The organism is Candidatus Microthrix parvicella Bio17-1 (assembly GCF_000299415.1).
Lineage (GTDB): Bacteria > Actinomycetota > Acidimicrobiia > Acidimicrobiales > Microtrichaceae > Microthrix > Microthrix parvicella.
Genome location: NZ_AMPG01000001.1, coordinates 876,013 through 896,444, shown reverse-complemented (window position 1 = coordinate 896,444; position 20,432 = coordinate 876,013). Strand labels below are relative to the sequence as shown.

Genomic DNA, 20,432 nt, shown 5'->3' with positions numbered 1-20,432 from the left:
CGGGCTAAGCGGTCAGGCCCCGGCGCTCCAGGTCGTCGGCCATTTCCAGCCAGCGTTCCTCGGCAGACTCCAACTCGGCTTCCACCGCAGCAAGGTTGGCGCCGGCCTCGGCCAGCCGTTGGTGATCGTCGCCGATCCGGTGAAGCTCGTCGGTCAGGCGGTCCCGTTTGGCGCGGATCGAGTTCATCGATCGCTCCAATTCGCGCATACGGAAGCGCAAGGTGTTGGGGCTGGGCTGCTTGGCGCTGTCAGCACCAGGCGTGGGTGGAGTATTCGAGCCCTGCTTGGCGGCAGCGGCTCGTTTGGTCGCTTTGCTGCTGTGCGGCGTTGCACCTGCGCCGGGCGGGTTTCGGCTCGCTTCGTCGGTGGGGTCGCCTTGGGGGGTGGCGGGTGTCGAGGTGGTGACGGCTGACGTTGCGTGGCCCCGGCGGCGGCGCAGCCTGCGTTCGGCCTCCCATGCACCGAAGCCGCCTGGGCGTCGTCCGGCGAACCCGTCACCGTCCATGACGATCACGTCGGCCACGGTGCGCTCAAGAAACGCCCGGTCGTGGCTGACCACCACCAGGGCGCCGGGCCACTCGTCGAGAAAGTCCTCCAAGGCACGCAACGTGTCGAGGTCCAGGTCGTTGGTGGGTTCGTCCAAGAACAAAACATTGGGCCGCTTGGCAAGCGTCAGCACCAACTGCAGGCGGCGCTGCTCGCCACCCGAAAGCGTCCCGACCGGGGCCCATTGCGCATCGGTGTCGAACCAGAACGACTCCATCAGGGCCTTGTCGCGCCAGTCCGGCCGGCCGTCAACACCGCAGATGGCTTCCCACACGCGGTGCTTGGGGTTGAGACGGTCGCCGGTCTGGTCGAGCAGGGCCGTCACCGCGGTGTGGCCCTTGCGCCGGGTGCCCTCGGCCGGTTCGAGACGACCCGACAGGATGCTCATCAGGGTGGTCTTGCCGGCGCCGTTCGGCCCAACGATGCCCAGGCGCTCACGAGGGTCGAGGCGAAGTTCGACGTTGCGGAAGAGCCAACCGTCGTCGCGGTTCGCGTTTCCGGCCCGGTCGTTTGAGTGGCCCATCGGATGGTCGTTCGAGTGCGCCGGCGAGGTTTGGTATCGATGGCCGACACCCTCGAGTTCGACAACGACGTCGCCAAGACGTGGGGTGTCTCCGTGCAGTGCAAGTGCCTCGCCGCGGGTTGCGGTTGGGCGTTTCGTGCTGGTGATGGCCTCGGCGGTGGCGATCCGTGCTTTGGGCTTCGAGGTTCGAGCGGGCGCTCCACGTCGCAGCCAGGCCAGCTCGCTCTTGGCCAGGTTGCGTCGCACCGTCTCGGCCTGGACCGCCTCACTCTCGCGTCTGGCCTTGCCCTCCAGGTAACCGCCGTAGCCGCCCTGGTGCCGATGTGCGGTGCCCCGTTCCAACTCCACCACCGAGTTGCTGACCGCATCGAGCACGTGTCGATCGTGGGTGATCAACATGAGGGCGCCTTGGTAGCCGGCCAGGCGTTCCTCCAGCCAGGCGATCGCGTCGAGGTCCAGGTGGTTGGTCGGTTCGTCCAACAGCAGCAGGTCGGAGGGCACCGCCAGAGCCCGGGCCAGCGCCGCACGTTTCAACTGCCCGCCCGACAGGCGATCCACCGGGGCGTCCAGTAGTTCGCTCATACCCAGACGGTCGGCGACCGCCTGGGTTTCCCAGCCTCCGCCCATGGCCTCGGCCACGGTGCCCGAGCCCAGGTCGGGACGTTGTGTCATTTCGGCGGTGACCAGGTCCTTGCCTCGCCGAACGGTTCCCCGTTCGGGTTGGATGCGGCCCGAGATGACACCCATCAAGGTGGATTTGCCCGTGCCGTTGATGCCCACGATGCCCACCCGGTCGCCTTGGTGGATGGTGAGGTCAACGTTGTCGAGCAGTTCCCTGCCGGGGCGCGACATGCCAACGCCGACGAGGTCGACCACCACCTGGCCGCTCAACGGTTCATCACCGCCAGGTCAGGGTGTGAAATGGGCGTGCGCGCTCACGAACTCGGTGGCGGCGGTGGTGGTGGCGGGGAGGAGGGACCCGGCGGCGGCGCTGCAGTGGGTGCCGGGGGTGCGCCTGCCCCGGGAGGCGGGGGAGCCCCACCCGGGGGAGGTGGTGCTGTGGCCACCCCCGCGGCGGTGTGGGTGGCCTGACCTGGCGGAGGTGGTGGGGCTGCTGAGGTTCCGCCCGAGTGCACATGCTTTCGAACCACGTTGAGTGATCGTTGTGGATCGATCTTGGCCAGCTCTTCGAGAATCGTCTGGATCTCATCGGCGGTCGCCTGCGTGGCGGATCCTCGGTGTTGCGCCCACGTGAGTGCCCCCAGGTCGCGGAACAACTGCTCGCCACGCCGCTCGTTCTCGCCGTCGGGTGCGAACGTCGAATCCATGCTGCTGATCGCCTGATCGGCCATGGCCTTGGCCTTGTCCATGAAACCCATCGGTTACTCCCCTCGAGGTGGTAGATGCGCCTGTCGTTCAGCATAGGACCGCATCGATGCGTGGTGTTGTTGCCTCGATCGCCGAGAGCTGCTCAAGTACCGTGCCGAGACCGTCCGACGAGGTGGCCGAACCACATCGTTGACGAAGATCATCCCGACCAACAGGAGACCAAGATGAGCGAGCACGCGACCGACCAGGCGGTCCAGGTGAGCACGGAGGGCGACGTGGTGGTGGTCCGTCTTGATGACGGCAAGGCCAACGCGCTGAGCCACGGCATCATCGATGCCGTGGCGGCGGCGCTCGACGATGCCGCACTTGCCAAGGCGATGGTCCTCATCGGTCGTGAGGGAAAGTTCTCGGCCGGGTTCGATCTGTCGGTGATGACCAGCGGACCCCAGCAGGCCCGAGACCTCTTGGAGGCGGGCGCGAACCTGGCGATGAAGGCGTACCTCAGCCCGGTTCCGGTGGTGTTCGGCGTGACCGGCCACGCGTTGGCGATGGGCGCCATTCTCGCCTCGGTGGCCGACTACCGGGTGGGCGCCGAGGGCCCCTTCAAGCTGGGCCTCAACGAGGTGGGTATCGGTATGCCGGTGCCGCGCTTCGCGGTGGAATTGGTTCGTGACCGCCTGGCCCCGGCATGGTTCACCCGTTCCGCCCAGCATGGAGAGGTACTCGACCCGGCTCAGGCGTTGGCCGCCGGCTACCTCGACGAGCTGGCGGCGCTTGACGACGTGGAGGGGCGGGCCATCGCGGTGGCGACCGGCCTTGCCGAGCGGGTGCACCAGGGGTCGTTTCGCCTGACCCGGACCAACATCAGGGGGGCATTGGCCGCCCGGCTGGCCGAGGAGTTGGCAGAGGATCTGGCCGAGTTCAGCGTTGCAGGCTGAGCCCGCAACGCTGCGGGTTAGTTGGTGCGCCGTCTCCAGGCGATCATCCCGCCACCGAGCAGCGCAAGGATCAGCGCCACCAGTGAAGCGATGAGCAACCGGCGGTCCTGCTCGTCGGGCGGCGGCGCCGCCGGCACGAGCGGCTCGCGGCGAGCAGGCGCGCTGGGCAGATCGATTGCGTCGACGTCGGGTTCGACCGGGCCGGCGGCGCCGAGCAGTGGTGCCTCGGGCGGGGTGGGGTCGGTCGGGTCTGCGGCTGCTGCCTGATCCACCGGCTCGACGTCGGTCGGGCTCACCTGCACGGTCTCGGTGGATTCGGTGTTGCGCTTGCCCTCCCGGGAGGCTTTGGGAGGCAGCGACGCCGATTCGAGGTCTGACACGTCGACGCCTTCGGGCGGAGTGGGCGTGGGGTCCACCTTCACTGCTGCATGCTCGCCGGTGGCGTTCAGCATGGCGTCCATGGGCACGGCGCCCCCACGACCGGGATCGGTCGAGCGGGCTCGCTTCCCCTTGGGGTCGTATCCCGCCATCAAGCCACGCCCGAGATGCTGAGCTCGTGGCCCATGCGGTCCCACATGGCGTCGTACAGGTCGGCAAACTCGATGGATGCCTCCTCGGCGCCCGGCCGGGTCAGCGCATGGATGGGCAGCGATTGCGCAGCGGCCTCGGTCAGCGCCGCCCGTTGATGCACCGCCGGAAGGATCGCGTCGCCGTGGGTGGCCATCAACTCGTTGTGCCAGTACTGGGCATCACGTGTGCGGCCAACCCGGTTGACTGCAATGCCCACCAGTTCGGGCAGGCCGTTGCGACGGGCCTGCACACGCTCGAGGTTGGCCAGGATCTGATCGACCCCGTCGGAGGCCCAGGCCCCCGGCTCGGTGACGATCAACGTATGGGTCGCAGCGAACAAGGCGTTGATGGTGAGGAGGCCCAACGAGGGCGGACAGTCGATGAGGGTGAGGTCTGCATCGATGCCCTGCAACGCGGACGCGAGCCGATCTTGTGCGCCCACCGGATCGGTGGCCAACTGCATCTCGCGCTGGGCCAGGAGCGGCGAGCTAGGTGCAACACGTGGGATCGAGCGCAGGGGCGGTCGCTCCCAGGAGGAGAACTCGATCGATTGCGCCATCGAGCCGGGTTGAGCGCCAGCCAGTGCGTCGTCGACGCTTCTGGGCGCACCCGCGACACCAAGGCCGGAGGTGGCGTTTGCCTGTGGGTCAAGGTCCACCACCAACACCCGGGCACCGCGCATGGCGGCGGTTGCGGCCAGACCAAGGGTGACGGTGGTCTTGCCCACGCCGCCCTTCTGATTCACTACTGCCACTCTCGTCACGTTTGCAACGCTAGCCACCCGGGTTGTCCAACTCGGTGATGGGTGGTGGGGGCGTCAAGTGGTGGTGCCCCGCATCCGCAGGAGGAGGTCATCGACACGGTCGGTGTCGGCCCTGGGAAGGTCCAGTGCCCGGATGATGGTGCTCCCCAGGATGATGGAGAGGTACAGCAGCGATATGGCGTGCGGGTCCGTCGAGTCAGAGACCACGCCGAGGTCCCGGGCCAACACCGCCAGATCGGAGAGCTGTTCGCCGATCTGAACCAGATCGGGAACGATCGCTTCGCGCGCGTCTTCGTCGCGGGTGGCCATGGTGATGGCCTCCAGCATCAAGCGGTCGATGTCTCGGGTCTCGCCGGTGAGACGTTCGGCGACGCGTCTTGAGACGTTGGAATCCTCGATGTCCGCATGGGCGGCCTGATCGGTCATGTCGGCGACCAGACGCCGGCCCTCGGTCAGCAGTGCCTCGGCCAGGATCTCCATGCGGCTGCCGAAGTGGGCGTACAGCGCCCCCGTCGTGAACCCGGCGGCGTTGGTGATGTCCTGAACGCGGGTGTCGGCGTAGCCACGCTCAAGAAACACCTCGATTGCGGCAGCGATGAGGCGGGCGCGTGTGTCGGCCGATGTTCCTGGGCGCCCGCGTGGTCTGGGGGCTGAATCGGTCATGGTCGTCCCTCACGGAAGTAAAATTGTCGGTTCTTCACAATAGTTCAACGAAACACCCTTCGCGTCGGAGGCAGAAGTCTGTTTGAGTACCGGCCGGCCATCCGGTGGCTGCCACTGTCAAGGGCGGGGCGTTGCGGTGGCAGAGTGTTGCGGTGCCCGAACTGCCTGAGGTCGAGACGATTCGAGCGGCCCTGGCGCCTGAACTCACCGGTCGAACCGTTCTGGAGGCGTGGGGGCACCCGTCGGCCAAGTTCGTCCAGGCTCCCGGGGCCATCGGTGGCACGTTCACCGAGGTCGGCCGTCGGGGCAAGTACCTGCTGATGGGCTTGGCGGGCTTGTCGGGCTTGGACGAGGCCGAGCCAGTGCCGGGTCACCTCCGGACGTCCAGCGCCGAATCGTCAGGTTCCAGGTTGTCTGGCACCGAATTGGTGGTGCATCTGGGAATGACGGGGGTGCTGAGCCTGCAGCACGCCACAACGGTGGATCCGAGTGCGCATGTGCGCGCCTGGTGGGCGCTCGACGATGGTCGGTCGCTGGTGTTCAACGACGTGCGGCGCTTTGGACGAGTGGCCGTCGTTCCACGTGGGGGTCATTCATCCCTGGCCACGTTGGCAGCGCTGGGACCCGAACCCTTCGATCCCGGGTTCACGCCGACGGTGCTGAGAAGGGGTATCAACGCCACGACCCGTGCGATCAAGACGGCGTTGTTGTCACAGCGGATCGTGGCCGGTCTCGGCAACATCTATGCCGACGAGGCGCTGTGGCGGGCCGGCATCGATCCCCGACGTCGCGGGGGCCTGGGGGCACGACGGGCGGAGGCGTTGCACGGGGCCATCGTCGACGTGCTTGGCGATGCCATCGGACGCGGCGGCACGACGCTCCGCGACTACCGCACCCTCGATGGGGCCACGGGAAATTACCAGCAGCGACTTGAGGTGTATGGCCGTAATGGCCGGCCCTGCGTTCGATGTGGCACGGCGTTGCGAAGCATCACCCTGGATGCTCGAACCACAACGTGGTGTGTGCGTTGCCAACGATGATGGCCTTGCCGGGGGACGATATCGATCAGGCCCGGGTCGATCGCTCTCCGCCGAACACCTCCTCGGCAAGGGCGGGGGTGGCATAGACCGCCTGGTTTCGGCCTCGTTGTTTGGCCATCAACAACCCTGCGTCGGCAATCCGCACGATGTCCGGGAAGGCATCGCCCACCGAGGAGTGAGTGACGCCGAAGCTGGCGGTGAACAATGGGATGTCGTCGGTTCCGACGATTTTGGCGAGGGCGAGTTGGAGGCGCTCGAGAGCCTCCATCGAGGCCGAAACCGACAGCTCCGGGCAGATGATGAGAAACTCCTCTCCACCCAGCCGTGCCACCACGTCGGCGTCGCGCACGTTGGCCACCAGCATGGCGGCGAACGATTGCAGGGCACGATCGCCAACCTCGTGGCCAAACCGATCATTGATCGACTTGAATCGATCCAGGTCCGCCAGGACCATGACGAACGGCACCCCTTGGCTGAGCAACTGGCCAACCTGCATCTCGACCACCCGTCGGTTGACCAGCCCGGTGAGGCCATCGGTACTCGCCTGTTGTCTGGTGACCTCCAGCGTTCGAAGCGTGCCGATGTGGGTGGCAGCCTGATTGGCCAAATCGATGAGTTGGTCCCGGGTGCGGCTGTCGGGAGGGAGACGGTTGGGGGCGGCCACGTGGACCACGCCCAGGCCCTTCGAGTTGAAGGTCATGGGCACGCACACCGCCGAAACAGGTCCGCTCGGCCGTCCCCGCAACATCGGGCAACTGTTCATCGACTCCGAACTGTCGAACACCACGGTGTGGCCGCGGCGTAAGGCAAAGCAGCCGGCCTGATCGGTTACCGGGCAGCCCGGTGACCCGGCCGTGGGACCGGCTGCAACCTCGCTCAGCTCACCCGAGATCGGGTTGGCCAGCAACAACTCGCCCGGCAGCGCCGGCGCGACGAGTCCCAGGGCCTGCTCGACCACCGCAAACATGGCGGCTTCGGAGTCGGCGATCTCGAGTGCCTCGGCGATCACCCGATTCTGGGTGCCTCGTCGTGCGTCCTCGGACAGCCTGGAGAATCGCTCGCCCAGCTGCTCCGCCAGCCGATCGACGGCCTCCCCCAGACGTCCGAAGTCGTCGTTACCGACGAGGTTGGTGCGCACTTGGAACTGGCCCTGGGCGATCCAGTCCAGCGTCTGAACGACAGCGCGCAGTTGCCCGATGATCGGTCGCCATGCCCGCCATGTGAGCGCAACTCCTGCCAGGAGCAACAAGATGGGGATGACGGGAAAGTCGAGGCCACCACGTGCTCGGTTCGCTTCGAGCATCGTCGTCACCGATGGCATCGCGCCGGCCAGGTCGCTTTCGAGTTGGTCGTGGGCGGACCGACGCTGCTGGAAGAACTCCAGGTGTGAGTTGCGCGGCCCCTGGGCCGTCTTGGGGTCGTCCTGAGCCTGGGTCACCAGTCGTTGGATGAGGTCCATGTACGACCGGTCGGAGGCAAGGAGTCCGGCAACGGGTTCGCTCAACGAGTTGTCGATGTTCAGAGCCGTGGTTCTGGCGATGATCTTGTCGAGGGCGTCCGATTGCCCGGTCACCTGTTTGGCCGTCTCGGCCAGGTCGGCCTCGTTGCCACTGGTGAGGCCCTGAACCGCTACGGACCGGGCCAAGGCCACAGACACCTCGGCGTCGGAAACCGCTTGATACTGCCCGTGGGTCAGGCTCAGATGTCGGGCCATCTGACCGGTATGTTCGTTTCTGCTGCCGGCAGAGAAGGCGGCCAGTGCCGCCAGCACGACCACGACCAGCATCGGTCCTGCGATTCGAATCGCCAACGGCAGGTGCCAGGCGTCGCCGGGGTTGGTTGGCGGTGATGACTCCAAGGGCCAGCCTGCACCACCGGGTGCGGTCGGCCGGGCGGGTGGCCTCACCTCGTCCGGATCCGCGTTCGGAAGTGGCACGAACCATACGGCGGGCTCCGCGTGGAATGTCGCCCCTGGTGTGGATGCCTCGGTCCGCGCCCGGGTCATCGAATTTGGCTTGTGAACCATTGCCCGCCCTTGTTGCGTCGGCCTTGGATATGCCCGTGCTTCGGCTCATCGCCATGGCCCCAAGGGGCCTCAAACCGTCGTCTCGTGAATGGCGCACAGCCACCGATGGCGGTGCGCCAACGCAGGGTACGGAGGAGCGCGCTCTAAGTCCATGGGTTCCTTGGACGCATGCGGTGGTGCATCATCGCCAAATTCGGTTTCCGCTCGGGTAGCTTCATCGTCGTGTTTCTCCTTCTCCTGGTGTCCATGGCAGTGGCCGCCGGAGCGGTCGCCGCCAGATTCGCCCTCATGTGGTGGGCTCGCCAGCCGATCGGCGTGGTCCATATCGACCAGCGGGCCAGCCTTCACGTGGGTGCCAGGCTGATGGACGCCTCTGGTCGCTGCCACGGCGATGGTGAACTGGTGGTTGAGGACGGTCGGATTCGGGTGACGATGGGGGATGCGACGGTGCTGTGGCAGGCGGTGGTGGCCGTGGCGGGTGCGGTCTGCACCCAGCCTCGTCCGGCGGTCAGGTTGTCCGGCGAGGGCTGGAGCCTGCTGGTGGTGGTTGATCGCGCCCGGCCGGTTCCGGTGGCCGTCGGGCAGATCGGACGATTGCGGCAAACGACCACCGCTCAGCTGGTGATCGATGCCATCGGTGAGGTGGCGCCGAGCGACCACGCCGACGTGACCTAGCGGCAGCGCGTGGTGGAGCGGCAGCGCGTGCTGGAGCGGCGGCCGAGGCGATTGCCGAAAACCCGCCGGCGGTTACCCGGTCTGGTTTGAGGTGGTCCGCCGCCAGGCGGTGACCTCGGCCACGACCCCGTCGGCGTCGAGCCCGAGATCGGCGAGGATGACGTCCACGTTGCCGTGCGGAAGGTAGGCGACTGGAACGCCCAGGACACGCACGTCCGGGCCACCAACCGGCGCCAGGTCGCGCAGAGAGTCGGCGATCGCCGAGCCCACGCCGCCTTCTCTGAGCCCATCCTCGATGGTGACCACCAGATGGTGCCGGGCGGCGTCGGTCAGCAACTCGGCGTCCAAGGGCTTGACCACCCGTGGGTCCCACACGGTGCAGGCGATGCCCTCGTCGGCAAGCCGATCGGCGGCATCCTGGGCGGCGGCCAGCATCTTGCCCACCCCGATCAGGCACACGTCGGCGGCCTCGTCGGCGCGGGTGCATCGAGCCGACAGGCCCGACCCCACCTCGTCGGGTCCGACGTGTGGGGCGGCGGTCTTGGTCCAACGGATGGCAGCCGGGCCGTCGCAGAGGTCGAGTGCGTCGCCCATCATCTGCGGCAACTCCTGATACGACGAGGGGGCGAACACCACCATGTCTGGAACCTTGGTCAACAACACCATGTCCAACAGGCCATGGTGGGAGGCGCCATCGTTGCCGGTCACGCCCGCACGATCGAGGCAAAAGAGCACCGGCAGGTGGTGCAGGCCCACGTCCAGGTTCACCTGGTCGAACGCCCGGGTGAGGAAGGTGGAGTACACGGCGAAGACCGGCCGCAGCCCCATCATGGCCATGCCGGCGGCCGAGGTCACGGCATGCTGCTCGGCGATGCCCACATCGAAGACCCGATCGGGGAACCGCTCCATCATGGGCAGCAACCCAATGGAGTCGGGCATGGCGGCGGTCAGGGCCACCACCTCCGGGCGGGCTGCGGCTTCGGCGACGATCGCTTTGGAGAACGCGTCGGTGTAACTGCCTTCCTTCACCGAGCCCATGTCGTGCAGGTGCTTCACCGGGTCGTTCTCGGCGGGTGCGTAGCCCCGACCCTTTTGGGTCAGAACGTGAACCACCACCGGGCGGTCCATCTCCTTGGCCGTGGTCAGCGCTGTTTCCAGCGCGTCGATGTCGTGGCCGTCGAGGGGGCCCAGGTATGACACCCCGAGGTCTTCGAAGAACGCCGGCGGTTCAAACATCTCCCGCAGCGCGTGGGTGGCCGAATCCCAGCCTCGTTCGAGCACCTCACCCCCGGGCAGGTCGCGCACCAGCCGCTCGATCCGTGCGGTGTTTCGTCGGTACATGGGGTGAGCCCGCAGCTTCACCAGGCTGTCGCCCAGCCGGGAGGCCGTGGGGGCGTAGCTGCGGCCGTTGTCGTTGAGGATGGTGATCACCCTCCGGCCGCTGTTGCCGATGTTGTTAAGGCCTTCAAACGCCATGCCGCCGGTCAACGCACCGTCGCCGATCACTGCAACCACGTGGCGTTTCGGGCCGTCGCCCAGCTCGAGCGCGGTGGCCATGCCGTGGGCATAGGACAACACGGTGGACGCGTGTGAGTTCTCGATGAAGTCGTGTTCGGACTCGGCACGGCTGGGGTAACCCGACATGCCCCCTGCCTCGCGCAGGGTGGTGAACTCGGCGTGCCGGCCGGTGAGCAACTTGTGAACGTAGGCCTGGTGGCCGGTGTCCCACAGGATCAGGTCGTGGGGGGAGTGGAAGCTGCGGTGGAGTGCCAGGGTCAGTTCGACGGCGCCCAGGTTGGAGCCCAGGTGGCCGCCGCTGGGGCTGGCGTTCACCGAATCGACGATGAAGGTACGGATCTCCTCGGCCAGTTCTGCAAGCTGGTCACCGTCCAGTTTGCGAACATCCTTCGGGCCCTTGATCTCCTCCAGCAGCACGCTGGTCACCTCCACATTGCGAACGCTTCGATGCCGGGGCGTTCGCTCGACAAGGTGATGAGCCTACTCAGAGAAGGGTTCGTGCGAGGTCGGGCCCGACAGGCTGGGCCGGTAGCCGGTGGCGAACGCGGGGGCTCCCAGCGCCGAGACCGCCACCGTCGTCAGGTAATGCAACAGGCCAAGGGCGATCGCCTGGCCGTCCGGTGTTCCGATGGCGCCGAGGAGCACCACGAACGCTCCTTCGCGCACGCCCAGACCTCCCAGTCCGACGGGAAGATTCTGGGCGATGGCCACCGGTGGGAACAGCGCCAACACCACAAGCGGGGTCAGTCCGTTGATGCCGATGATTTGGCCCTCGGCCCACACCGAGGCGCACAGCACCAGTTGAAAGGCCAGCCCGGCCGCCAGCACGGTGGCGGCTCGGGCGGGATGGTGACGGGCCGCGGCCACCCCTCGGTGGATGCCAAACAGCAGGCCACGCCAGCCGGTGGGCGCGGCGCCGTCGATCACCCGCGACACCGCCACCCGGCCGACGGCGGCGTGACCCGCAGCGGCGAGCAGCGACATCAGCGCCACAAGTGTCCCCACGTTGATCGCCACCGCCAACGTCGTGGGCGTACCGGCCGACAGCAGCGACGGATGTACCGCCAGCGCCACCAGGCTGATCACCGGTAACACCACCCAACCGGTGAGGCGCTCCAGGGTGATCGAGGCGAATGCCGTGCCCACGTTGTCGAGGTCGGGGGTGGAGCGGGCGATTCGCACCACGTCGCCCCCAAAGGCGGTGGGCAGCACGTTGGAGACGAACTGGCCGGCCCAGGTCATCGACAACAGCCGACGGATCGGCAGCGGTTGATCGAACAGCATGAGTACCCGTTCCCAGCGCACCGCCTGCAGCGAGAGCGCACCGGCCTGCAGCCCGAGCGCCAACGCGATCCACCATGGCGTGGCGGCGGTCCAGGTGGGGACCAGGTCGGCGGCCGCCACGTCGGGCAGTTGCCAGATGAGCAGACCGAGGATGGCGGCGCTCAGCACCATCCGCAGCCAGGTGCTGCCCAGTGCCCGGCGAAGGGTGCTCGACGGATCCTTGTCCGCTGGGTGGTGGTTGGCGATCTGGTCGAGGGTACTGCCGCTCCAACCCGCAGAACCGCAGGTCCCCAGAACCCCAGAAACCCAGAACCTCACCAGTGGCGCAGGTCGATCTCCCAGGTGTCCACCACCTGGTCGCCGTTCACCAGTTGGAACCGCTCGTGACGGGCCACGGTTGGGTCGACGTGGGCGGACCAGAGCCGAACGCGGTCGCCCACCCGCCAGCTCTCAAATGTGTTGGGCAGCAGCGTGATGTGTTCGTCGGAGCAGAAGAACACCTCGCCGTCATCCCACGACGGGTTGCCGTGGTCCATACCGAAGGCCTTCAGGCCCGCATCGGCGATGATCCACCCCTTGGCGCTGACCGACACCACGGTGGCCAGCACCGACAGCGCCTTGGAAAACGGCAGGTCCAGCTTGGCGTAGTCGGTGTCCATCAGCGCATAGGACCCGGCCTGGATCTCGGTGCAGTGGGTGTTGACGTCGAACGTGCCGGTGCCGCCGCCCGAGACGACATCTCCCCCAACCTCGGCTGCGGCGGCAAGCAGCAGGTTCATCGCCTCGGCGGTGCGTTCGACGCGTTCGGTGCGGTCGGCCACCATCATCAGGTGGCCCTCGTAGCCCATCACCCCGCGCACTTCGAGCCCCGCCGAGCGGGCGGCCTCCCCAAGACGTGGTGCGTCGGCCGGATCGCAGCCACATCGGGGGAGCCCGACGTTGACGTCGATGAGCACCGAGCGCACCCCTCCGGTCGACGCAGCCGCAATCGTCTCGTCACTGTCGACTGCGACGGTGATGTTGGCCCGGTCGGCCAAGGCACCGAGGCGGGCGGTGTCCAGGGTTTCGTTGGCCAGCAGCAGGTCGTCGGTCAGCCCGGCCGCCACGAGCCCCTCGATCTCGCGGGGCGTCGCAGCGCAGAACCCGTGGTGCCCACCGGCAGCGAGGTGGCGAGCCAGCGCGGTGCTCTTGGTGGCCTTGACGTGCGGGCGCAGCGCCTCGCCGGGCAGCACCGCGTCCATGGCGGCCAGGTTGGCCTCGAACGCGGTGGTGTCGATCAACAGCGCCGGGGTGGTCAGGTCGTGGATGGAACGGGCCATCGGTCGGGTCTCCCAGGCGGGTTGAGGTGGTGTGATCAGTCCAGCTTGGACAGGAACTCGTCGGTGTTCACGACCACGCGGGTGACTTTGCCCGCGGCCACCAACCGGCCGTCCTCGTGGGCCGACACGGTGAAGGTCAGCCGGCGGCCCTCCACCTTGTCCAGGCTGGAGTCGACTCGGATCACGGCGCCGATGGCCGAGGGGGCGATGTGCTCCAGTTGGACACGCATGCCCACCGTGGTCATGCCTGCGGGCAACGTGTCCGCCAACGCCGATATTGAGGCCGCCTCGCACCACGCCAGCACCCGGGGCGTGCCCAGAACCTCAACGGAACCGGAGCCCAACGAGCGCGCGGTGTCGGCGTCGGCGACCGTGAACTCGACTTCGCCGCGAAGTCCGGGTGAGATTCCCATGGGTGCCCCTTGAGGGGCAGAGCCGCCCCGCGTCCGTCAGAGCAGGCAAGGCTAGTCACCCTGCGGTCCCAGGGATGTGGCCGAAGCCCCCGGCCGGCACGAGCCCTGCGACCGCGCCGGATCGGGCGCCCAGTGCCGGGGGGCCCGGTGTTGCGAGCGGTAGATTGCTCTGTTCACCTTGTTCCGCACCCGATCGAGAGCAGCGCCCGTGATTGAAGAGTCCACCCTGTCCGAGGTTCTGGCCACCGGCCTGTCCGGCGGTGCCGAGTTTGCCGAGGTGTTCGTGGAGGATCGACGTTCCACCTCGGCGGTCCTCGACGACGGCCGGGTGGAGGATGTGGCCACCGGTCGCGACCGGGGCGCCGGAATTCGGGTGGTGGTGGGGGAATCCACGGGTTTCGCCCACACCACCGACCTGAGCCCCGAGGGCCTGAATGCAGCAGCCCGCACTGCCGCGGCCGCTGCCCGCGACGGCAAGGGCGGCGCCACCATGGTGGAGCTCACGTCGGTGGAGGCGGCCAACCCGTCGGTGGTGCGCCTGTTCCCGGGCGACGTGGCCACCAGCGCCAAGGTGGAACTGCTCGGTCGGGCCGATCGCGCTGCCAGGGCGGCCGGATCGTCGATCAGCCAGGTGTCGGCCCGCTACGGGGACAGCAGGCGCCGTATTCAGGTGGCCAACTCCGATGGTGTGCTGGCGTCCGACGACCAGGTACGCACGTTGTTTTCGGTGTCGGCGGTGGCCAACGGCGACACCGGCATGCAGACCGGACGCGAGAGCATCGGCCACACGGTCGGATTTGAGCTGTTTGACGACCACAGCGTGGAGGAGTTGGCCGAGCGTGCCGCCCGCCGGGCGATCGTCAAGCTGGACGCCCGTCCGGCGCCATCGGGCACCCGCACCGTGGTGATCGGTCCGGGGGGTGGTGGCGTGATGTTCCACGAGGCGTGCGGCCACGGCTTGGAGGCCGATTTGGTTGGGAAGGCGGCGTCGGTCTTTGCCGGGCGTGTGGGTGAGCAGGTGGCCTCGCCGCTGGTGACGCTGGTTGACGACGGCACGATGGGCGGCGAATGGGGTGCCTTCGCCATCGACGATGAGGGCCGCCCCGCCCAACGCAACGTGCTGATCGAAGACGGCGTGTTGACCGATTTCATGTGGGATCTGCTGCGGGCCAGGAAGGAAGGCCGTGCCAGCTCCGGCAACGGTCGCCGCCAGAGCTACCAGCACCTGCCGATGGTGCGCATGACCAACACCTATCTGCTGGGCGGGGAAAGCGAACCCGACGACATCGTGGCCGACACCCCCAACGGTGTCTACATCGCGCACCTGGGAGGCGGCCAGGTGAACACCGCCACCGGCGACTTCGTGTTCGGTATGACCGAGGCCTACCTGATCGAGGACGGCAAGATCACCGAGCCGCTTCGTGACGGCAACCTGATCGGCAATGGTCCGGCTGCGTTGGCGTCGATCGACGCGGTGGGCAACGACTTTGCCATGGGCTCACCCGGTACCTGCGGTAAGGACGGTCAGGGTGTGCCGGTCGGTGACGGGGTGCCAACGCTTCGCGTCGGTGGGCTCACCGTCGGCGGCACCGCCGCGTGAGTGGCGGGGTGAGCGCCGCATCGAAGAACGCGGTCGGGTTGGACGATCCCGAGGCACTCCTCCAGCGGGCCGATGCCGTCATCGCGGCCGCCCGGCCCGGAGAGCAGGTGGAGGTCAGCCTGGGCGAGTCGATCGATACCGAGATCCGCGCCTACGGCGGTGCCGTCGAGTCGTTGTCCTCTGCGCGTTCCGTCGGCGCGTTGGTTCGGGTGATCGTCGGTGGCCGCAGCGGGGTGGCAACCACCACGCTGACCGACCCCGAGACGCTGGCCGGCCTGTTGGTCGAGGCCCGCACCAACGCTGCGGATGCCGGCGTTGATCCGGTGGCGGCGGTGGCCCGTCCGGACGGTGTGGCGCAACCGGACCTCGAACTGTACGACCCCAGGTTCGAGCTGTTGAGCGTCGACGACAAGGTCGACCTGGCCCTCGCCTTGGAGGCTGCCGTCATGTCCGGTGACCCCAGGATGAGCGGGGTTGAGGGTGCCGACTACGGCGACTCCGTGGTGGTCTCGGCGGTGGCGAACACGGCCGGGATCCGGGCGGCGCAGCGCGAAAGCGGCGCCGGGCTGTCGGTGTACGCGATGGCGACGGAGCGTGGCGAGACCCAGACCGGGTTCGGTTTTGCGGTCGGCCGCAGCGCCCAGGAGTTGTCGGTCGAGACCACTGCCGCCGAGGCCGTCGCCCGTACGGTTCAGCTGCTCGGTGCCACCAAACCGCCCAGTGGCAAAATGAACGTGGTGCTCGATCCTTGGGTCACCGCCCAGTTCATCGGCGTGATCGCCGAGATGTTGTCCGGCGAGGAGGTGCGTAAGAGGCGCACCCCATTCGCCGACCGGCTGGGTCAGGCGGTGGCCTCGAACCTGGTGACGTTGCTGGACGACCCGACCGATCCGAGGGCACCGGGCGCATCGCTCACCGATGACGAGGGCCTTGCCTGCCGCCGGGTCAACCTGATCGATGGCGGCACGCTGGTCGGCTACCTGCACAATTCGGTGACCGGCGGGGTGCTCGGGGGTGGTTCCACCGGCTCTGCGATTCGCTCCGGCTCGTCGCTCAGCGTCGGCCCCCGCGCCGTGCGTCTCATGCCGGGTCAGACCCCCCGGCCGGACGTGCTGGCGGCGGTCGGCGACGGTGTGCTGGTGACCGAGGTGTCCGGGCTGCACTCGGGGGTCAACCCCACATCGGGCGACTTCAGTTGCGGCGTGGAGGGGCTCCTCATCCGCAATGGCTGCGTGGCCGAGCCGATCCGGGAGGCCATCGTGGCGTCCACGCTGCAGCGGATGCTGACCGACGTGCTGGCGGTCGGTAACGACGAGACCTGGTTTCCGGTGGATGCTTCGGGCGTCACGCTGGCCATCGAGGGCCTCAGCCTGGCGGGCGCATGAGTGGCTCGGCCGCAGCGGTTGCCGCCGGCGTTCCTCCGGCTGGGGCTGATCGGGGACACCCCCCCGGGGGTGGTGACGGCGGCGCCGTGGCGCAGGCCACCGAGGCCGAGCTCCTGGCGCTGTGCCGGCGGGTTCGGGACCAGGCCTCACCGGGCGAGTATGTCGAGGTGGTGGCTGCCCGCAATGAAGGCACGTCCGTCAAGGTGCACGGCGGTGAGGTGGAGTCGCTGACCGCGTCGGTCACCGCTTCACTGGGCATCCGCGTGGTCGTCGATGGCCGGGCGGGCTTTGCCCATGCCGGTTCCCTTGCCGACGACGTGGTGGCCGAGACCCTGGCCCAGGCCCGGGAGAACGTGGCCTTCGCCGAGGTTGACCCCTTTCTGACTCTGGCCACTCCTGACGGGGTGGAGGTGGTGGCTCAGCCGGCGCTCCGCAACAACCTGGTGGCGGCCATTGCAGTGGACTCCAAGGTGGACCGGGCCCTCGAGCTTGAGCGCCGTACCCTCGACCTCGATCCTCGGGTCACCGGTGTGCGGGTTGCGAGCTACTCCGATGGCTGGGGCTCGAGTGCGCTGTGTTCCACCAACGACATCGAGGTTGCCTCGTCCGGCTCGCACTGCGCGGCGGCCACCCAGCCGCTGGTGGTGGCCGACGGTCAAACCCAGATCGGTGTCGGTTGGGATGCGACGCGTGACCCGGAACTGCTCGACCTGGCCGAGATCGCCGCCGATGGGGTGGAGCGTGCCACCCGTCTGCTGGGTGCCGTGCAACCGTCGAGTGGCCGGCTGCCCATCATGTTGGAGCCCCGCCTGGCCGCCACGCTGTGGGGCATCGTCGCCGGCATGTTGTCGGGGGAGGCGATCGTGAAAGGTCGGTCACCTTTTGCCGATCGCGTGGGTGAGATCGTGGCTGCATCCGGCTTCACGCTGTTGGACGACCCCACCGACCCGGCAGGCCTGGGCGCCGAGGAATTCGATGGCGAGGGCCTGGCGTGTCGCCGCAACGTGCTGATCGACGGTGGAACCCTCAGCGGATACCTGCACAACAGCACGACGGCCCATCGGATGGGAGTCGCCTCCAACGCATGCGCGGTGCGCGGCAGCCGATCGTTACCGGGCGCAGGTGCCGTGGCGTTGGCCATGATGCCGGGCTCCGGCACTCCCGAGCAGCTGCGGGCGCCGTTGGGGGAGGCCCTGCTGGTGAACAGCTTCACGGGTTTGCACTCGGGGGTGAACCCCACCTCGGGCGACTTCTCGGTGGGAGGCGATGGGCTGATGATCCGCAACGGCGAGCTTGCAGAGCCGGTGCGTGAGCTGACGCTTGCCTCGACCATTCAGCGGCTGATGAGCGGGGTGATCGCCATCGGCGGTGAGCTCGAGCGTCTTCCTTCGGGCTCGTCGATGCCGTGGGTCGTGATCGACGACGTGTCCATCGGCGGCAGCTGACGGCCGGCGGTTATCCGGGAGCGTCCAGCACGAGGGCAACCGAGCCTGAGAGTGCGATGCGTGCCACCTCATCGGCATCCCCCGGCGACACGGCCACCCAGGCCACCCAGCCGGTGGTGTCGGCGCCGGCACCCTGCGTCTCGTCGGCGGGTACGTGCTCTGAACTGCCTGCGGGTGGCGGACCCACCACCACGCCTGCGGAGGCAATCGGGAATTGCGTGCGTTCGGTATCGACCCCGATGGACGCCCCGGCCACCACCCGCACGCGGTCGCCCGGCTCCAACCGAGGTGCCAGCGTGCCCTCGGGGAACGCCACCACCGACCGGGTTCCCGCACCCGGGGTGCCGTCACCGACCAGCATGCCGGATCGGATGGGCTCGCCCTTTCCGACACTGCGGTCGAGCACCGGGGGGACGCCCTTTCGATTCAGATCGGTCCAGGAGTCTTCGTTGAGGGCGTCAACGGCCAAGGCCACGGCGGGAAGGCGCTTGATGCTGACCTGCTCGGCATCAAGGGTTGTGCCGGCGGCCAGGTTGCTGTTGGCCACCACCACCGCGTTCAGCGTTCCCCAGCGGTGATCGGCTGCTGTTGCGCGTGACTCGGCTCGTGCCACCAGACCGGTGCTGATCGCGGCCAACACGATGGCCGCCAGTACCTGAGGTGCCCGTTGGCGACGCAGCAGGTGCGCCAGATCGCCCAGTGGGTGTTCGGGCAGGGTGGTTGGGAGGAAACGGTGCCAGCTCACGGGGTCACCGTACGGATGGGACGCCACCGTTTCATCGGGTCGCCGGCACCGGGTTGCGAGGCTCGCAGGTCATCGGCGCGGCGAGGCGTGCAAGGCGTCACACTGAGCGAATGTTTTGACGAATGACCAGTTCGTACCTCATCGGCGCGCTATCGTTACAGAACCGTAACCCAATTGAGAGTTTTGTCATGCGCGTCTCGGCCGGAAGTCTTTGATGTCCCGACCGGCCCTCGCAACGTGATCCTCAGCCCGTTGTCCGTCCCCCGAACCCCCGAGGTGTGATGCGCTCACTCAAGCCCCGCTCTCCCCTGATCGTTGGCCTTGTCACCGTGTTGGCCAGCGTGACGATGTCGTCGGTTCCCGCCGGCGCCGCGCCGGTCAAGGTCGATCCGGCCAGCGAGGCGAAGCGTCTGGGCTCCGAGCGTGAACAGGTTCGTGCTCAGCGAGCCTCGAAGGCGACGCAGATCAACGCCCTCCGGGCCGATGACGACAAGGTGTCGGCTGCGCTCTCCGACCTGAGTAAGAACGTGTCCTCCCAGCAGGACCTGTTGTTGGAGGCGCAGAACGGTGTGCGCGACTCGGAACGACAGGCGAAAGAGGCGGAGCAGCGGGCAAAGGAGGCCGGGACCAAGCTTGGGTCGCTGCGCGACGGCCTGGCCGACCGTGCCGCCCAGGCCTTCGTCACGATGCCATCTCACAGCTTTGGTGCAGCGTCGGAGGATTCCAGCCCGAACCAGTTGATGACCCGGCGTACCTACCTCAACCTCGTGGCGGGTAACGACCGAACCCAGGTGGAAGACCTTCGAGCCACCGAGCAGGACCTGACCACGGCCAAGGCGAGCGCCAAGTCGGCCTCCGAACGGGCCCAGGCGCGCCGTGCCGAGGTCTCCTCACGCCTGGCCAAGCTGCAGGCGGCCCAAGCCGAGCAACTGGACTTTCAAGAGGCTGTGGCCGACCGGATTGCGTCCGCCTCGGCCGAGGCGGCGGGGCTGGAAAAGGCTGACGAGAAGCTGTCGACCGAGTTGGTGAAGCAGCAGTTGGCGCTGACCGCGCAACTGAAGCAGGCCGAGGAGCAGCGCAAGGCCAAGATCGCGGCGTTGCAGGCGGCCAAGCTGCAACAGGCGGCCCAGTTGAAGGCCGCCGGTGAAGCCCAAAGGTCCGGTGGCGGTGGTTCCTCGGCACCCTCAGGTGGCGGTGGCGGTGGCGGTGGAGGTGGCGGTGGAGCGCCCGTGGGTATCACGGGTAGCGGGAGCATCGTCAGCGTGGGCGGAATCCGCGTGCATCAGTCGATCGCCGGCAACCTGTCTCAGATGTTGGGCGCGGCCCGGGCATCCGGGATCAACCTTGGTGGCGGAGGGTTTCGTGACCCGGCCGACCAGGTTCGGGTGCGGCGGAGCAACTGTGGTTCGTCCAGCTACTCCATCTATCAGGCGCCGTCCTCATCGTGTCGGCCGCCGACGGCCATCCCCGGGACTTCGCAGCACGAGCGTGGCCTGGCCATCGACTTCACCTCGGGTGGTTCGGCGCTGAGCTCCGGCGGTTCCGGTTACAGCTGGTTGAAGGCCAACGCCTCCCGGTATGGCTTCCACAACCTCCCGGGAGAGCCCTGGCACTGGTCGACGACCGGCTCGTAGCCGAGCGGCCTTGACC

General features: G+C 67.8%; 18 protein-coding genes. 7 read left to right on the top strand and 11 right to left on the bottom strand.

Annotated features, from left to right (window positions below):
• Positions 1 to 4 precede the first annotated feature (4 nt).
• Complete coding sequence (locus tag MPARV_RS0104390) at positions 5 to 1,960, bottom strand: ABC-F family ATP-binding cassette domain-containing protein (RefSeq protein ID WP_020377382.1); 1,956 nt, start codon at positions 1,958 to 1,960, stop codon at positions 5 to 7.
• A gap of 44 nt (positions 1,961 to 2,004) precedes the next feature.
• The gene (locus MPARV_RS24100; protein ID WP_020377381.1) at positions 2,005 to 2,448 is read right to left on the bottom strand and encodes a hypothetical protein; all 444 of its coding nucleotides are present in this window, start codon (positions 2,446 to 2,448) and stop codon (positions 2,005 to 2,007) included.
• Between the two features lie 174 nt (positions 2,449 to 2,622).
• On the opposite strand from MPARV_RS24100, the gene MPARV_RS0104380 reads away from it, so the two are divergent.
• Complete coding sequence (locus MPARV_RS0104380) at positions 2,623 to 3,336, top strand: crotonase/enoyl-CoA hydratase family protein (RefSeq protein ID WP_051011884.1); 714 nt, start codon at positions 2,623 to 2,625, stop codon at positions 3,334 to 3,336.
• Positions 3,337 to 3,353: 17 nt separating this feature from the next.
• Here MPARV_RS0104380 and MPARV_RS0104375 read toward each other — a convergent pair whose 3' ends face one another.
• The 3 genes from MPARV_RS0104375 to MPARV_RS22190 form a co-directional block, all read right to left on the bottom strand.
• Positions 3,354 to 3,866 (bottom strand): hypothetical protein, encoded by a 513-nt coding sequence (locus tag MPARV_RS0104375; RefSeq protein WP_155852311.1) that lies wholly within the window; start codon positions 3,864 to 3,866, stop codon positions 3,354 to 3,356.
• A complete protein-coding gene (locus MPARV_RS0104370) occupies positions 3,866 to 4,660 on the bottom strand; it encodes a ParA family protein (RefSeq protein WP_238538815.1) in 795 nt (264 codons plus the stop codon). Before MPARV_RS0104370 ends, MPARV_RS0104375 begins: the two co-directional genes overlap by 1 nt.
• A 63-nt stretch (positions 4,661 to 4,723) precedes the next feature.
• Positions 4,724 to 5,332 carry a TetR/AcrR family transcriptional regulator gene (locus tag MPARV_RS22190; protein ID WP_051011883.1) on the bottom strand — a complete coding sequence of 203 codons (609 nt, stop codon included), beginning with the start codon at positions 5,330 to 5,332 and terminating at the stop codon, positions 4,724 to 4,726.
• Positions 5,333 to 5,484: 152 nt separating this feature from the next.
• On the opposite strand from MPARV_RS22190, the gene mutM reads away from it, so the two are divergent.
• Positions 5,485 to 6,372, top strand: coding sequence for a bifunctional DNA-formamidopyrimidine glycosylase/DNA-(apurinic or apyrimidinic site) lyase (gene mutM / locus MPARV_RS0104360; protein ID WP_031277240.1), 888 nt, complete (start codon positions 5,485 to 5,487; stop codon positions 6,370 to 6,372).
• Positions 6,373 to 6,397: 25 nt separating this feature from the next.
• Here the strand turns inward: mutM and MPARV_RS22185 are convergent, their stop codons facing one another.
• Complete coding sequence (locus tag MPARV_RS22185; RefSeq protein WP_238538814.1) at positions 6,398 to 8,230, bottom strand: sensor domain-containing diguanylate cyclase; 1,833 nt, start codon at positions 8,228 to 8,230, stop codon at positions 6,398 to 6,400.
• A 390-nt stretch (positions 8,231 to 8,620) separates the two neighbouring features.
• On the opposite strand from MPARV_RS22185, the gene MPARV_RS0104350 reads away from it, so the two are divergent.
• On the top strand, positions 8,621 to 9,073 hold the full coding sequence (locus tag MPARV_RS0104350; protein ID WP_155852310.1) for a hypothetical protein: 453 nt from the start codon (positions 8,621 to 8,623) through the stop codon (positions 9,071 to 9,073).
• Positions 9,074 to 9,145: 72 nt separating this feature from the next.
• Here the strand turns inward: MPARV_RS0104350 and dxs are convergent, their stop codons facing one another.
• The 4 genes from dxs to MPARV_RS0104330 form a co-directional block, all read right to left on the bottom strand.
• A complete protein-coding gene (gene dxs / locus MPARV_RS0104345; protein ID WP_040055444.1) occupies positions 9,146 to 11,005 on the bottom strand; it encodes a 1-deoxy-D-xylulose-5-phosphate synthase in 1,860 nt (619 codons plus the stop codon).
• Positions 11,006 to 11,071: 66 nt separating this feature from the next.
• Positions 11,072 to 12,193, bottom strand: a complete 1,122-nt coding sequence (locus MPARV_RS0104340) for a lysylphosphatidylglycerol synthase transmembrane domain-containing protein (protein ID WP_012231506.1) — start codon at positions 12,191 to 12,193, stop codon at positions 11,072 to 11,074.
• Positions 12,190 to 13,194, bottom strand: a complete 1,005-nt coding sequence (locus MPARV_RS0104335) for an alanine racemase (RefSeq protein ID WP_012231504.1) — start codon at positions 13,192 to 13,194, stop codon at positions 12,190 to 12,192. The genes MPARV_RS0104340 and MPARV_RS0104335 overlap by 4 nt, the downstream gene beginning before the upstream one ends.
• 35 nt (positions 13,195 to 13,229) lie before the next feature.
• A complete protein-coding gene (locus tag MPARV_RS0104330) occupies positions 13,230 to 13,607 on the bottom strand; it encodes a thioesterase family protein (protein WP_012231502.1) in 378 nt (125 codons plus the stop codon).
• 208 nt (positions 13,608 to 13,815) lie between these two features.
• Here MPARV_RS0104330 and MPARV_RS0104325 point away from each other — a divergent pair, with 208 nt between their 5' ends.
• The 3 genes from MPARV_RS0104325 to MPARV_RS0104315 are packed head-to-tail and all read left to right on the top strand — an operon-like array spanning position 13,816 to position 18,037.
• A complete protein-coding gene (locus tag MPARV_RS0104325; RefSeq protein ID WP_012231498.1) occupies positions 13,816 to 15,207 on the top strand; it encodes a TldD/PmbA family protein in 1,392 nt (463 codons plus the stop codon).
• 8 nt (positions 15,208 to 15,215) lie between these two features.
• Complete coding sequence (locus MPARV_RS0104320) at positions 15,216 to 16,592, top strand: TldD/PmbA family protein (protein WP_157789454.1); 1,377 nt, start codon at positions 15,216 to 15,218, stop codon at positions 16,590 to 16,592.
• Complete coding sequence (locus MPARV_RS0104315) at positions 16,589 to 18,037, top strand: TldD/PmbA family protein (protein WP_020377373.1); 1,449 nt, start codon at positions 16,589 to 16,591, stop codon at positions 18,035 to 18,037. The genes MPARV_RS0104320 and MPARV_RS0104315 overlap by 4 nt, the downstream gene beginning before the upstream one ends.
• A gap of 10 nt (positions 18,038 to 18,047) precedes the next feature.
• Here MPARV_RS0104315 and MPARV_RS0104310 read toward each other — a convergent pair whose 3' ends face one another.
• Complete coding sequence (locus MPARV_RS0104310; RefSeq protein WP_031277238.1) at positions 18,048 to 18,782, bottom strand: SAF domain-containing protein; 735 nt, start codon at positions 18,780 to 18,782, stop codon at positions 18,048 to 18,050.
• A gap of 281 nt (positions 18,783 to 19,063) precedes the next feature.
• Here MPARV_RS0104310 and MPARV_RS22180 point away from each other — a divergent pair, with 281 nt between their 5' ends.
• Entirely contained in the window at positions 19,064 to 20,416 is a 1,353-nt protein-coding gene (locus MPARV_RS22180; RefSeq protein ID WP_012231480.1) for a D-alanyl-D-alanine carboxypeptidase family protein, read from the top strand.
• Positions 20,417 to 20,432 lie beyond the last annotated feature (16 nt).